This window comes from Sedimentitalea nanhaiensis DSM 24252, from assembly GCF_000473225.1.
Taxonomy (GTDB): Bacteria; Pseudomonadota; Alphaproteobacteria; order Rhodobacterales; family Rhodobacteraceae; genus Sedimentitalea; species Sedimentitalea nanhaiensis.
This window is the reverse complement of record NZ_KI421509.1, coordinates 1,701,784-1,714,382: the sequence shown is the minus strand read 5'-3', so window position 1 is coordinate 1,714,382 and position 12,599 is coordinate 1,701,784. Positions and strand designations below refer to the sequence as shown.

The following is a 12,599-nucleotide window of genomic DNA, read 5'->3' as shown; positions in this document are numbered from 1 at the left end:
TTCTACAATCCGCGTCGACGGCACTCAGCATTGGGTTGGAAAAGCCCGGTCGCCTTCGAACGGAACGTGGCTTAAACGAGCACTTGGGACAGCACAAAAGCGCGACACGTCCAGTGGACGTCGATCGGGCGGGAGTGCCAAGGGTCCTCTATGTCTCCCATTGTCCACCTATCTTCTTATTCTAGGTCGGGAAGGAAGGATAACACCGGGTCCTCTTCCCTTCCGCTTTCTATTCATTACTTATACCTATTCCCCTAGCCTTAGAACCCCAAGAACTAGGGAAGAGAGGGATCTCCGGCTAGTCCCGAGACATCCACTCAAGCAAGGCTAACGCGGCCCCTAGGCTCGTCTCTGTATGCAAACCAACTGGGGCACTAAACGGGGGCATTTCCCCGCCAGCGGGTGGGTCGGGTGCTTGGTCTGTTGATCGGAAGATCACTGGCTGGGGTGGTAGGATTCGAACCTACGATACACAGTACCAAAAACTGCTGCCTTACCACTTGGCTACACCCCAACGGTGTGCGGCTAATTAGTCTGGTCGGGGCGGCTGTGCAAGACCAGAAATGGGAAAAATCGACTGCCTATTCACTGGGGGCTTCTCTGTTCAGCAGATCATCGTCTTCTTGGCCTGCCCGCTCTTTGTCGACAATGCGTTCCAGTTCCTGATTGGCCGTTGCGGCGACGTCGTGCGGGGCGGGGCTGGACTGGGGGCGTGGGGGGCTTGCGACCGGTTGCGCCTGCGCTGGGGCGAGCGGATCCAGCCCGGAGATTCGAAAGGTCGGTTCGGGCATGGCAATGCCGGCTTTCTCGAAAGCCAGGATTGTCAGGCGAATCGCCTCGCTGCGCGCCAGGGTGAACGAGGTTTCGTGCTGGGCGATCCAACCGGCCATCTGCAGGGTGATGGTGCTGTCACCGACTGTTTCGACCCAGGCCGAGGCGACCGGGCTGGGCAGAACAAAGGGCAAGCGGTGCAGCGTGTCCAATGCCACCTGCCGGGCCATGGCCAGGTCGGTATCGGGTGCGACCGACAGTTCGAACAGGAACCGGCGTTCGTCGTTGCGCGTGTAGTTGATGATCCGGCTCTTGAACACGGTCGCGTTGGGAATACGGATATGATTGCCGTCAAAACTGAGCAAGATGGTGGCGCGGCTGGTCAACCGAATCACCTTTCCGATATCGCCTTCGATCTCAATCGTGTCATTGGGGCGAAACGGCTGGCGTATGGACAACAGCACAGAAGCGATGAAATTCTCAACCGTATCGCGAACCGCGAACCCGATGGCCAGACCGACGATCCCTGCCGCTCCGAGGATGGTCGACAACAGAGCGGTGGCTCCCAGGATGTCCAATGCGATCACAATCGCGGCCACAACAAAAACCAGCCGCAGGATTTGGCGATAGATGTCGGCGATAAAAGCATTCGGTGCCAGCCGGTCCCATGGTTGTGCCCGCCGCGCCAGCAGGAAACCCAGCAGAACCACCAGAACAAAGACCGCAACTGCGATGGTGAGAAGCGGCAGAAAAGCGATGGCCTGAGCCAGACGGGCCATAAACCGGGCGATTGCCGGGTTCAGCCGTTCGACCACGTCGGTGGTTTCCGTCACCTCGTTCTCGATCGCCACCACACCCTGCACCCGGCTGGCCAATGCGTTCAGGCGGCGCGCCGCCTCTCCGTCCAGCGTGCTGCCGCGCAAGGTCACGATCCCGGAGGTCACCGAGACCGTAACGTCGTCGAACCCGTCCAGCTCGTCCAGGATATCGCGGATGCGAGTGGCGATCGCGGCGTCCTGCGCCGCGCTTTCCTCTACCTCGATGATGCCGGTAGGCTGAGTATCCTGGGTTGCGACAAGCGTTGGTGCAAGGCTCAGCATGCAGATAAGAAGAAAACGCATCAAAAAATCTCTCCGATCATGGCCTCAAAGGTGGCCTGCTACAGAACAAATGCCAATGACAATCCGCCAGATTGCTCACGCAGTGCGTAACAGAATCGATCCGGCACGTCCGCCCGCCTGAACCGCCTCATGCGCGGCGGCGCAGTTTGACATCGAAAACACTTGTTGGACCGGGAAATCCAGTACCCGGTCGTTCAGCGCCTGCGTCAGCCGGTCAATGGCCGCGCTCCTCTGTGCGGGCGTCAGCAGATAGATCAGTACGATCTCGATCGTCACGGCCTTGAACAACAAGGGATAGAAGGGCAACACGGGGCTCATCTGGTGGGCTGAACCATAGGCGCAGATCACCCCGTTTTCCGCGATCACTTCGGTGTTTGTCGCAATGTTGGCACCAAATTCAACCTCGACAATCCGCTCGACCGGCTGTCCGTCGTTGGCCGCGAGGATCTGATTCGCCAGATCGGCCGCGGAATAATCCAGCACTACATCGGCGCCTGCTCGCCGCACCCGGTCCACACCTTTGCCGCGCGCCGTCGCGATGACCCGCGCACCGCCCCATTTCGCCAACTGTACCGCAAGCAACCCGACGGTTCCCGCGCCGCCCTGTATAAGGAGAGTCTTATCCGTAACATCACCGCCGCTGAAGACGGTAAAACAGGCGGTCAGGCCGGGGATGCCCAGGCTGGCACCGGTTTGCAGGTCGACATGATCGGGCAGGGGTACGGCCTGTTCCTGCGGCAATGCGATCTGGCTGGCGGCGGTGCCAAAGGCGCGTCGCCATTGTCCGTTCCAGACCCAGACCCGTTGCCCGATACGGTCCGGATCGACCCCGTCTCCGACCGCGCTGATCACGCCTGCGCCATCGCTGTGCGGAATAACGACGGGAAACGGTGGTTTGGTTACGCCAGGGCGGCTTCCTGCCCGCGCCTTTACATCCGATGGGTTCACGCCGGAATATTTCAGATCGACACAGACTTCGCCATTGCCTGGCGCGGGGGTGTCGATCTGGGCCAGTGTCAGAACATCTTGGGCGGGGCCAAAGGCGCTATAGGTCACGGCTTGCATGGATGGGTTCCTTGAGCTGAAGTTTCGGTACGTCAGGGGTGGCGGGACCGGTCGCGCCAGTCAGGTTCGAGGTATCAGAACGGGGAGGCGACATGAAAGCCCTGCGTACTCCCGACGTGTGGTTTATAACCCTGCCCGACTATCCCCATGGCACCAATTACCTGTCGGTCGACGACACCTAAGGCGGCACTCAGCGGGTACATTACCTGGACGAAGGCCCGCACGGCTCCGCCCCGGTCTTTCAGGATTGTGGCGGGCCGATCCGGGTGCCGGCCCGGCTTTACTCGGGGCGGGAGATCCCTTAAATCTACGTCATGAATAATGACCTATTTCTGGCGCTGGTTCTGTTTGCGTTCGTTTCGTCGATCACGCCAGGGCCGAACAATCTGATGCTGATGGCATCAGGCGCAAATTTCGGGTTTCGCCGCACGATCCCGCATATGCTGGGCGTCGGCCTGGGTTTCGTGTTGATGATCCTGCTTTTGGGTGCGGGGCTGGTACAGGTGTTCGATGCCTTTCCGGTGACCTATGACGTGCTGAAAATCGCCAGTGTGGTCTATCTGCTGTATCTGGCCTTCAAGATTGCGACTGCGGCACCGGTGCGCCGTCAGGACACCGGGGGCGCACCGATGACTTTCCTGCAGGCGGCGGCGTTTCAGTGGGTCAACCCCAAAGCCTGGGCGATGGCGCTGACCGCGATCAGTGCCTACACGCCGTCGCAGAGTTTTGGTGCCGTGGTTCTGGTCGCGCTGATTTTTGGTGCCGTCAATATTCCCTCCGTCGGCAGTTGGACGATTCTGGGACAACAAATCGCACGGTTTCTAACCAGTTCCGCGCGCCTGACCGCATTCAACTGGACCATGGCGGCGCTGTTGGTCGCCTCGCTCTATCCGATCCTGTCGCCCATTGGCGGGGTGCAATGATTTGGCGCAATCTGATCGCGACGCGTGCTGCCAATTGCAAACCGTGCAGGCTTTGGCCATATACACGTCAATCTGTGAGGTGCGGCAATGACTCAATATCTGGATTTCGAGAAACCCCTGGCCGAAATCGAAGGCAAGGCTGAAGAGTTGCGCGCCCTGGCGCGGTCCAACAAAGAGATGGATGTGGCCGACGAGGCCGCCGGTTTGGATGCAAAGGCCTCCAAGCTACTGGACGATCTTTACCGGGACCTGACCCCCTGGCGCAAATGCCAGGTTGCGCGGCACCCGGAACGCCCACATTGCAAGGACTACATTGCAGCGTTGTTCACCGAATACACCCCGTTGGCGGGCGACCGCAATTTTGCTGACGATCTGGCGGTGATGGGCGGCCTGGCGCGGTTCGAGGACCAGCCGGTGATGGTGATCGGCCACGAAAAGGGCAGCGACACCAAGTCCCGCATCGAACGCAATTTCGGCATGGCGCGGCCCGAAGGGTACCGCAAGGCGGTGCGCCTGATCCAGACTGCGGACCGGTTCAATCTGCCGGTGGTAACGCTGGTGGATACGGCTGGGGCCTATCCTGGCAAGGGTGCCGAGGAGCGCGGTCAGTCCGAAGCTATCGCCCGCTCGACCGAGGCCTGTCTGCAGGCCGGTGTGCCGCTGGTCAGCGTGATTATCGGCGAGGGTGGCTCGGGTGGGGCGGTGGCCTTTGCCACGGCCAACCGTATCGCCATGCTGGAACATTCTATCTATTCGGTGATCAGCCCCGAGGGGTGCGCCTCGATCCTGTGGAAAAACTCGGAAAAGATGCGCGAAGCCGCCGAGGCCCTGCGTCTGACCGCGCAAGACCTCAAGAAACTGGGCGTGATCGATCGTATCATCCCCGAACCCAGGGGCGGGGCGCATCGCGACAAGGCGCAGACGATTGCGTCGGTCAAGAAAGCTCTATCGACGATGCTCAAGGAGTTTAAGGGCATGGACCGTGCGGCCCTTTTGCAGGACCGGCGCAGCAAATATCTGGACATGGGCTCAAAGGGGCTCGCGGCCTAGGGGAGCGGCCCCGACTCCGCAGGCCAGGCCCATTCAATCAAACCCGCCAGCGCAGCAGTCGTTTTTCGGCCAAGCCAATAAGCCAGCTGCTCAGCACGCCAAGGGCTGACAGGATCACCACCCCTGCAAACAGTCGTTCCAAGTCATAAAGCGAGCCCGCCTGCAGGATATAGGCGCCAATGCCGTATTCGGCACCCAGCATCTCGGCAGCGACCAGCAGGATGATACCGATGGCGATCGAGACCCGCAGACCCGACAGAATGCCGGGCAGTGCACCGGGCAAGACGATTTTGCGCACGATACTGGCCCAGCTCAGCCCGAAACTCTGGCCCATGCGGATCAGGGTGCGGTCTACGTTGTCCACAGCTCCATAGGTTGAGACCACTGTCGGAGTGAACGTTCCCAACGCGATCAGAGCGTATTTGCTGCCTTCGTCGATGCCAAACCAGATTACGAACAGCGGTAACAGTGCAATCTTGGGAATCGGGAACAAGGCGGCAACCAGCGGGATCAGCCCGGCGCGTACATAGCTGAACAGCCCGATCGCCACCCCAACGCCGATCCCGGTAGTAATGCCCAGCACCGATCCCGCCAGCAGCCGTGACAAAGAAAGGCTCAGGTGCGTCCACAACAGCCCCGAGCGGGCGAGATCGATCAGCGTTGTGGCCACGTCGCTGGGGCGTGGCAGGGTGAGGTTGGAAATCCAGCCCACCCGCGTGCCCCATTCCATCAGCGCCAGCAGCGCCACGAAAACCGCCAAGCCGGCACCGCGTTTGGCGACCGGGCGGAACCCGCCGCCGCGAAACGGGACTGGGCGTGCGGCGTCAGACATCCAGCAGCTCCTGATCCGCCGCCATGGCTTCGTCTTTCATCAATTGCCACAGGCGGGCCTGCAGCGCTTCGAGTTGCGGATCGCCCGGCTGTCGGTCCGCCAGCGGCACATCGACATCGATCAGTTCGCGCAGTTGCCCGGGGCGGCGTGACAACACGGCAATGGAATGGCCCAGCCGCACCGCCTCGGCCAGGTTGTGGGTGACATAAACGCCGGTAAAGGGTGCGCGTTCCCACAGCGCCACCAGATCCTCCATCAGCAATTCCCGGGTCTGCGCATCCAACGCGGACAGGGGCTCATCCAGCAGCATCACGGCCGGGTTCACCGCCAGCGCGCGGGCAATTGCGACCCGTTGCTTCATGCCGCCGGACAGCTGTCGCGGCAGAGCATTGTGAAAATCGTTCAGCTTGGTGCGAGCCAGAACATCGTCGATGATAGTCTCCGCCGCCGGGCCGCGAATGCCGTGATCTTCCAGCACCAGCGAGATGTTGCCCGCCACACTGCGCCATGGCAACAGGGCAAAGTCCTGAAACACATAGGTCAGCGGGTTCAGACAACCGGGCGGCGGCGTGCCCAATTGCAGAACCTGCCCTTCGTCGGGCCGCTCGAGCCCGCCGATCAGCCGCAACAGGGTGGACTTGCCACAGCCCGACGGGCCGATCACGCACAGGATCCGCCCCGCCGGAATGCGCAGCGAGATATCCTTTAGCACCGGCATGTCGCCATACCGGTGCGTTACCCTGTCCAGCGTCAGATCCATGTCGCGTCAGATTGTTTGCACATATGTTTGATCGACCAGCGTATCGGTGGTGATGCCGTCCTTGACCAGACCTTCGGCTTTGAACCAGTTCAGTTGATCGGTGACCGACCCCATGTTCAGCGCCGCATCCTTGTTGATGCGCATGGCACCGTTGATGATCGACGGCGCTGCCTTTTCAAGAGGTTGATCCGCATAGACATATTTGTGGATCAGCGAGACCATCCCGGCCTCAGCATCCGGGCCTGCCGACTTGTCGACCAGCGCGGCGTTGAAATCATCCGCCCCCTTGCTGAAGGCGCGCAGGAATGCTTCGGACTTGGCGCGTTCGTTCGCGGCATTGGCGGCCGAGGTGAAAACCGTGGTGACCTGATAATCGGGGATGTAGTCGGCGACCATGCCGATGTGCTGCACCGCGCCCGCCCCGGTCAGCGCCTTGCCGATATGGGGCACGATGGTCCAGGCATCGACCTGGCCGGATTTCATCGCACCGATGATCGTGCCGACTTTCTGCAGGGGCTTAAAGGCCACATCCGCGTCATAGGCGTCGGCGATCCTGGATCCCATGTAGTGGAACGAAGACCCGGTTTGCGTCACTGCAAAGCTCTTGCCGTTCAGTTCCGACGGGGCGTTCAACCCGGCCGCATACGCGGCGTTGCTGGCCAGAATCATCTGTCCGTCGATGCCCGGCTCTTCGCTCAGCGCACCGCCGATTACCTTGGTGGCCCCTTTTTCCGCCAGCGAGATCAACCCGCCGGATATCGCCGTTACCGCGAAATCCGCATCTCCTGACGCGATGGCAACGGCCATCGGCTGCGCGGCCTGAAAGAATTTGAACTCGACATCCAGACCTTCGTCGGCGAAATATCCTCGCTCGAAGGCCACGAAACTGGGCGCGTGGCTGGTAAAGCGCAACGCGCCGACATTGACCTTGGTATTGGCCAGGACCGGGGTTCCCAGCATTGGCAGGCTTGCTGCACCCCCGATCAGCACCAATGCACCCCTGCGTGAAAATTCTGTCATTGTCGAGTCCTCCCTGTTGCTGCCGACCTTATCGCCCGCTGTCTGCTCAAGGGCAATCGCCCGCGTCTTTTTCCTGCCGGAATTGTCCCCGCGGCAGCCTGAAACCGCCAAGCCGCGGCGCGCGACAGCCGTCAATTTTGCGGCAAGGGTTTTTGCTGCAACGCCACCAGTGCTCCGGACAGCAAGACGCCCGAGGCCGCCAATAGGCTGATCCCCAGATCGGTCGTCAGGTCGCCCAGCCAGCCCGCCGCATAAGGGCCAATGGTCTGGGCCACGGCAAACACCAGGGTGAACAGGCTGATCGCCGCCCCCCAATTCTGCATCGGAAGGTTGTGGCGGATAAAGCTGGTTACCGCGCTGGGGGACATGAACACCGACAACCCAAAGGCCATTGCGGACAGCAACAGGCCAACCGGTCCGGGCCACAGCACCGGCAGTGCGGTGCCGGTCGCGATGCAGGTCAGGATCATCGCCAGAGGCGCACCGGAGTTGAAGCGCGCAAAGACCGGTCGCCAGACGAAAGGCGAGACGCACAGGCACAGACCGAGCAGCACCCATACCGTCGCAATCATACCTGCGCCAAACTGCCGTTCCGTCATCCAGACCGATAGAAAGGTGAAATAGACAAAGTAGCCCAGGCCAAAGGTACCATAACCGACCATTTGGGCCAGTATCGGGCGCAGAGGCAGGCGAATGGGCCTGGGACCTTGTTGTCTGGGGCCGCTCAACTGTGCCGCCGCCCACAGGCTGAGCGGGACAAAGGCAAAACTGGTCAGCCCGATCAGGATCCAGCCCTGCGGCCACGCGCCATTCCCGAACCGGTCCAGCATCAAGGGAATGACCGCACCGGCCAAAAGGATCCCCAGCCCGCCGCCGAAGCCGAACAGCAATCCGATCGCCAGCGCATTGCGCCGGGCATCGTGTTGGAACAACTGGGCCGCCAGCGCGCCGCTGGAGGAAAACGACATCGCCCCGAACAGCCCTGCGGCAACGCGCCAAAGGGTCTGCCACCACAGCGCCTCCTGCAACCCGGTCGCCATCAGGCTGGCCGCCGTCGTGACCATGCCAAACGAAAACAGCCGGGTCGCGCCGACGCGTCCGATCAGCCCCATGGTCAGCGCCGCGCCCAAAATGTACCCGATTGCATTGGCGGTGTTCAGCCACCCGGCCTGGGTATAGTTCCAGCCCATTTCCGTTTTCATTGCCGGCAGCATCAAGCCATAGGCGAAGCGCGCAAAGCTGTTGGTTACGCACATGCCCAGGGCCAGCCCGAACAGGACCAGCCAAGGGCGGGTGGGGTCGCGGCTCATGGGTCAGAGCGCGGCATATACAGCCCGTTCATAGGCGTCATAGGCAGCGAGCAACCCCGGCTCGACGAAAGGCAGGCTCTGGGTCATGATCACGGCGGCGACGTCCTTGGCGGGATCGACCCAATAATGCGTGTTGCACACGCCCGCCCAACTGACGGTCCCGGCGCTGCGTTTGCCGGGAATGTCGGTTTCGGTGCGGCAAAAGGCAAAGCTGTGGGTGGTTCCGGGCGGCAGTTCGACGTCCGCGCTGACCGGCGGTGCAACCGATATCATGTTCTGAAAGGTCAGCCCGTTCATCTGATCCGCCATCAACTGGCGGAACGCATCCGCCGACAGCAACCGGTTGCCGCCCAGTTCGCCGCCATTCAGCACCATCCGCAGGAACCGCATGTAGTCAGGCGCAGTGGAATAAAGCGCGTGCCCCATGCCGTAGAATTCCGGTCGCGGCGGCGGAGCGAGTTCGAACGGGCCAAAGCCACCATCCTCGCCGCGCATCGACACGCTGCACAGACGATCGGCCAGCGCATCGGATTCAAACGCCGTGTCCACCATGCCCAGCGGATCGAAAATCTCCGCCTGACAGAACGCATCGATGCGCCGCCCGTCCACCGCCTCGACCATCTGCCCCAGCCAGTCGATCGACGGCCCATAGCCCCAGCGTGTGCCGGGATCGGTGGTGAGCGGATACATCAGCGCCGATTTCAGCCCCGACAGCACCGTTGGGTGGCCGGTCAATTCCATGTATTTCGGCACATCCGGGTTCCAGAACTCGTACTCCATCCCGCTGGTATGGGTGGCCAGATGGCGCAAGGTGGCCACGGTCTTTGGCTCCCGCAGGATCGGGGTCTCGCCGTCGAACCCTTCGAGCACCCTCAGATCGTTCCAGGCCGGCAGTACATCGGCGACCGGAGTGTCCAGGCTTAGCTGGCCGCGATCAACCAATACCATCGCGGCCAGCGAGCCAATCGCCTTGGTCATGGAAAAGATGCGAAACGCGGTGTCTTCGGCAGCTGCGCGCCCTTCGGCCGCATCCCCGGCGGCACCGCTGAAGGTTATCCCGTCCGCGTTGCCGACCATGCCGACGACAAAGGGCACTTGCTGTGCCGCCACCGCCAGGTTCAGAACCGTCTGTAAGTTACTCATGCTATCCCTCCCGCGTTGATATGGCCGAACGCTAACGGCGCGGCCCCGGCCTGTCCATTGCCACGCTGACCGGAAAGCGCACCGACGTGCCCGTTCCGTGCCCTGACTGCATACTGGACATCGGGGGGAAACCGGCCTCGCCCCCCTCCGATGCGATCACGGCAAGATGCGGGATCATCCTCAGAACGACCCGCCCGTCTTGCTTTCATCGTCCCTTGTGATAGCAGGGCGCGAGCAGACTGCAGGAGAGCGGGCATGGATGACCTGAAAGCCAAATATCTGGAACAAATCGCCGGGGCCGCGGATGAATCCGCACTCGAGTCCATTCGCGTCACTGCCATCGGCAAAAAGGGCGAGGTGGCGCTGAAAATGCGCGAGCTGGGCAAGATGACCCCCGAGGAACGCCAGATTGCCGGGCCTGCGCTGAATGCGCTCAAAGACGAGATCAACAGCGCTTTGGCGGCCAAAAAAGCCGCCCTTGCCGATGCCGCGCTGGACGAGCGCCTGCGGACCGAATGGCTGGATGTAACCCTGCCGTCGCGGCAGCGCGGGCAGGGCACGGTGCATCCGGTGTCGCAGGTCACCGAAGAACTGACCGCGATCTTTGCGGAACTCGGGTTCTCGGTTGCCGAAGGTCCACGCATCGATACCGACTGGTACAATTTCGACGCTCTGAATATCCCGTCCCACCATCCGGCACGGGCCGAGATGGACACGTTCTATATGCACCGCGCCGAGGGCGATAACCGCCCGCCCCATGTGCTGCGCACCCATACCAGCCCGGTGCAGATCCGGTCGATGGAACAGCAGGGTGCGCCAATTCGCATTATCTGCCCTGGCGGTGTCTATCGCGCGGATTACGACCAGACCCACACGCCGATGTTCCATCAGGTGGAAGGACTGGCCATCGACCGTGACATCAGCATGGCCAACCTGAAATGGACGCTCGAGGAGTTCTTTGCCGCATTCTTTGAAATCGACGGTATCAAGACCCGTTTTCGTGCCAGCCACTTTCCTTTTACAGAACCGTCCGCAGAGGTCGACATTCAGTGTTCATGGGTCGATGGCCAGTTGCGGATTGGCGAGGGCGACGGCTGGATGGAGGTTCTGGGCAGCGGCATGGTGCATCCGCATGTGCTGCGCTCTGCCGGTGTCGACCCCGATCAATGGCAGGGCTTTGCCTTTGGCATGGGTATCGACCGGCTGGCGATGCTGAAATACGGCATCCCCGACCTGCGGGCGTTTTTTGATTCCGATCTGCGCTGGCTGCGGCATTACGGGTTTGCGGCGCTGGATATGCCGACACTGCATGGCGGGCTGAGCCGCTAGAATCGGGGTTGGCGTACCGGTGAGCGCAATCCAGACTTTGGCCAGTTAGGGCTTGATCGCGCGACCCAGGCCATGCGGGCATTGATGCCGTTTGTACAGCGGATGTATCGTTAACCCTGCGTCCGCTGCTTCAATGGCAGTAAGCCTCTGACACGGCGAAATCGATCCATTCCACGATCCGCGTTCTGTTTGCACCGGATGGCGATCTGGTTGTGCGCTTCTTCGTTGTTGCCGTTCCGGATGGGTACGAGGTCGACGTCCTGGAATGCGGCGCCTGAGGGGCGGGCAAGCAAATGCCCGCCGGAGAGAACCGGCGGGCATCGTTACAGTTGTGACCGGGCGATCAGGCGGCGTTGTACAGCCGACGGGTGACCAGACCGGAGTTGCGCGCCTTGAGCGCCTTGGCACCGGCCAGAACGGCCAGATCGAATACCGGCTCGACCAGAATGACCAGCGCATAGGCCATCCCAAAGGCACCAACCGAAGCAAAGGTTTCCGCAGTCACGCCCTGGCCGTAGAAGGCCCAGAATGCGACCCAGGCGATCACTCCGCCCTGATAGGCGGCGGACAGTTTCAGCACATCTCCATAGCCCAGATCGACATAGGCCACGTTCTGCGGCAGCACCTTGCGGGCCATGGCGTGGATCGCGAACAGTGGCACCAGCAGGGTGGTGATGTTGACGAAATACATCGGCAGATCAGTCGGAGCAAAGAACATCCCCTGAATCGCCAGCCCTGCGGCCAGACCAATGGCGGCTGGTGCCGTTCCAAGTATAAGAAGCAGCGTCGTGCCCATGATAAAGTGGACTTCGGAAACACCGACCGGGAAATGCGGCAGCAGTTCGAAAAAGATAAGAACCGCCAGCGTGGCAGCAACGCTGCGGGCCATTAGCGACGCAATGGGGCGGGTGTTGATTTCGTCGTTGACCAGCTTGACGCTGTAACCGGCAGCGCCAGCCGCCGTTCCATAGGCCAGCACCATTTTGGCCCCGTGGACTACTCCAGGTTCGATATGCATGTCTGTCTCCTTTTCGCCGCACCCGACGATGGTTTGTGTTCAGCGTCCGGCAGGTCTCCTGGCTTGTGGGTCAGTGCCTCTGTCCGCCTTCCCCGTGCAGAAAAGCACGAGTGGCATGCTGAACAGAGGCTCGCCACTTACAGTCGCGGGGGCGGCTCTGGCTTGGGTCACGATTGTGTCCGCACCATATTCCCTCTTAGCCCATGACTTTCGACGATGGGACCAGACGATTTAGTTAACCGAGAATTCGCCGGTCT

The 12,599-nt window shown here is 61.4% G+C and carries 11 protein-coding genes, 1 tRNA gene and 1 riboswitch; of the genes, 3 read left to right on the top strand and 9 right to left on the bottom strand.

The genetic code is table 11. The features are described 5' to 3' along the window. Positions 1-439: 439 nt before the first annotated feature. The 3 genes from NANH_RS0110085 to NANH_RS0110075 form a co-directional block, all read right to left on the bottom strand. Positions 440-514: transfer RNA gene (locus NANH_RS0110085), tRNA-Gln, on the bottom strand. A gap of 67 nt (positions 515-581) precedes the next feature. Further along, positions 582-1,892: a mechanosensitive ion channel family protein gene (locus NANH_RS0110080; protein ID WP_027261936.1), complete on the bottom strand. Its 1,311-nt coding sequence runs from the start codon at positions 1,890-1,892 to the stop codon at positions 582-584. A 75-nt stretch (positions 1,893-1,967) separates the two neighbouring features. Then, positions 1,968-2,957 carry an NADPH:quinone reductase gene (locus NANH_RS0110075; RefSeq protein WP_027261935.1) on the bottom strand — a complete coding sequence of 330 codons (990 nt, stop codon included), beginning with the start codon at positions 2,955-2,957 and terminating at the stop codon, positions 1,968-1,970. Positions 2,958-3,271: 314 nt separating this feature from the next. Here NANH_RS0110075 and NANH_RS0110070 point away from each other — a divergent pair, with 314 nt between their 5' ends. Continuing rightward, positions 3,272-3,880 (top strand): LysE family translocator, encoded by a 609-nt coding sequence (locus NANH_RS0110070; RefSeq protein WP_027261934.1) that lies wholly within the window; start codon positions 3,272-3,274, stop codon positions 3,878-3,880. 87 nt (positions 3,881-3,967) lie between these two features. After that, entirely contained in the window at positions 3,968-4,930 is a 963-nt protein-coding gene (locus tag NANH_RS0110065; protein WP_027261933.1) for an acetyl-CoA carboxylase carboxyltransferase subunit alpha, read from the top strand. Positions 4,931-4,967: 37 nt separating this feature from the next. On the opposite strand, the gene NANH_RS0110060 is transcribed toward NANH_RS0110065, so the two are convergent. The 5 genes from NANH_RS0110060 to NANH_RS0110040 form a co-directional block, all read right to left on the bottom strand. Next, complete coding sequence (locus NANH_RS0110060; RefSeq protein ID WP_027261932.1) at positions 4,968-5,762, bottom strand: ABC transporter permease; 795 nt, start codon at positions 5,760-5,762, stop codon at positions 4,968-4,970. Next, positions 5,755-6,522 (bottom strand): ABC transporter ATP-binding protein, encoded by a 768-nt coding sequence (locus NANH_RS0110055; protein WP_027261931.1) that lies wholly within the window; start codon positions 6,520-6,522, stop codon positions 5,755-5,757. The genes NANH_RS0110060 and NANH_RS0110055 overlap by 8 nt, the downstream gene beginning before the upstream one ends. A gap of 6 nt (positions 6,523-6,528) precedes the next feature. Next, entirely contained in the window at positions 6,529-7,542 is a 1,014-nt protein-coding gene (locus tag NANH_RS0110050) for an ABC transporter substrate-binding protein (protein WP_027261930.1), read from the bottom strand. A gap of 131 nt (positions 7,543-7,673) precedes the next feature. Continuing rightward, positions 7,674-8,852, bottom strand: coding sequence for a YbfB/YjiJ family MFS transporter (locus tag NANH_RS25910; protein WP_036049664.1), 1,179 nt, complete (start codon positions 8,850-8,852; stop codon positions 7,674-7,676). A 3-nt stretch (positions 8,853-8,855) separates the two neighbouring features. Next, complete coding sequence (locus NANH_RS0110040; protein ID WP_036049662.1) at positions 8,856-9,995, bottom strand: serine hydrolase domain-containing protein; 1,140 nt, start codon at positions 9,993-9,995, stop codon at positions 8,856-8,858. 255 nt (positions 9,996-10,250) lie between these two features. Between NANH_RS0110040 and pheS the strand changes: the two genes are divergently transcribed. Next, positions 10,251-11,324, top strand: coding sequence for a phenylalanine--tRNA ligase subunit alpha (pheS, locus tag NANH_RS0110035; protein WP_027261928.1), 1,074 nt, complete (start codon positions 10,251-10,253; stop codon positions 11,322-11,324). Positions 11,325-11,667: 343 nt separating this feature from the next. On the opposite strand, the gene NANH_RS0110030 is transcribed toward pheS, so the two are convergent. Continuing rightward, the gene (locus NANH_RS0110030) at positions 11,668-12,342 is read right to left on the bottom strand and encodes an energy-coupling factor ABC transporter permease (RefSeq protein WP_027261927.1); all 675 of its coding nucleotides are present in this window, start codon (positions 12,340-12,342) and stop codon (positions 11,668-11,670) included. 31 nt (positions 12,343-12,373) lie between these two features. Beyond that, positions 12,374-12,584, bottom strand: a riboswitch (cobalamin riboswitch). Positions 12,585-12,599 lie beyond the last annotated feature (15 nt).

What these genes read in the sequence shown, in the direction of transcription:
- NANH_RS25910 (WP_036049664.1), bottom strand. Translation starts at nt 8,852, where the DNA reads ATGAGCCGCGACCCCACCCGCCCTTGGCTGGTCCTGTTCGGGCTGGCC.
- NANH_RS0110060 (WP_027261932.1), bottom strand. Translation starts at nt 5,762, where the DNA reads ATGTCTGACGCCGCACGCCCAGTCCCGTTTCGCGGCGGCGGGTTCCGC.
- NANH_RS0110065 (WP_027261933.1), top strand. Translation starts at nt 3,968, where the DNA reads ATGACTCAATATCTGGATTTCGAGAAACCCCTGGCCGAAATCGAAGGC.
- NANH_RS0110075 (WP_027261935.1), bottom strand. Translation starts at nt 2,957, where the DNA reads ATGCAAGCCGTGACCTATAGCGCCTTTGGCCCCGCCCAAGATGTTCTG.
- pheS (WP_027261928.1), top strand. Translation starts at nt 10,251, where the DNA reads ATGGATGACCTGAAAGCCAAATATCTGGAACAAATCGCCGGGGCCGCG.
- NANH_RS0110030 (WP_027261927.1), bottom strand. Translation starts at nt 12,342, where the DNA reads ATGCATATCGAACCTGGAGTAGTCCACGGGGCCAAAATGGTGCTGGCC.
- NANH_RS0110040 (WP_036049662.1), bottom strand. Translation starts at nt 9,995, where the DNA reads ATGAGTAACTTACAGACGGTTCTGAACCTGGCGGTGGCGGCACAGCAA.
- NANH_RS0110070 (WP_027261934.1), top strand. Translation starts at nt 3,272, where the DNA reads ATGAATAATGACCTATTTCTGGCGCTGGTTCTGTTTGCGTTCGTTTCG.
- NANH_RS0110050 (WP_027261930.1), bottom strand. Translation starts at nt 7,542, where the DNA reads ATGACAGAATTTTCACGCAGGGGTGCATTGGTGCTGATCGGGGGTGCA.
- NANH_RS0110080 (WP_027261936.1), bottom strand. Translation starts at nt 1,892, where the DNA reads ATGCGTTTTCTTCTTATCTGCATGCTGAGCCTTGCACCAACGCTTGTC.
- NANH_RS0110055 (WP_027261931.1), bottom strand. Translation starts at nt 6,522, where the DNA reads ATGGATCTGACGCTGGACAGGGTAACGCACCGGTATGGCGACATGCCG.